At 50.2% G+C, this 615-nt stretch carries 1 rRNA gene; it reads left to right on the top strand.

From position 1 onward, the window contains the following. A 23S ribosomal RNA gene (locus PAND9192_RS20440) occupies positions 1–615 on the top strand; the annotation flags it as partial.

Raw genomic sequence — 615 nt, 5'->3', positions numbered from 1 at the left:
GTGACTGCGTACCTTTTGTATAATGGGTCAGCGACTTAATTTTAGTAGCAAGGTTAACCGTTTAGGGGAGCCGTAGGGAAACCGAGTCTTAACTGGGCGAATTAGTTGCTAGGATTAGACCCGAAACCGAGTGATCTAGCCATGGGCAGGTTGAAGGTGAGGTAACACTTACTGGAGGACCGAACCGACTAATGTTGAAAAATTAGCGGATGACTTGTGGCTAGGGGTGAAAGGCCAATCAAACTCGGAGATAGCTGGTTCTCCCCGAAAGCTATTTAGGTAGCGCCTCGGACGAATACTACTGGGGGTAGAGCACTGTTAAGGCTAGGGGGTCATCCCGACTTACCAACCCTTTGCAAACTCCGAATACCAGTAAGTAATATCCGGGAGACACACGGCGGGTGCTAACGTCCGTCGTGAAGAGGGAAACAACCCAGACCGCCAGCTAAGGTCCCAAAGTTATAGCTAAGTGGGAAACGATGTGGGAAGGCTCAGACAGCCAGGATGTTGGCTTAGAAGCAGCCATCATTTAAAGAAAGCGTAATAGCTCACTGGTCGAGTCGGCCTGCGCGGAAGATTTAACGGGGCTAAGCTATACACCGAAGCTGCGGCAAT

Origin of the sequence: Photobacterium andalusiense (assembly GCF_900185625.1) — a bacterium.
In the GTDB taxonomy this organism is placed as follows: Bacteria; Pseudomonadota; Gammaproteobacteria; order Enterobacterales; family Vibrionaceae; genus Photobacterium; species Photobacterium aquimaris.
Note: the sequence above shows the minus strand (reverse complement) of the source record. Positions and strands in the feature narration are given on the sequence as shown.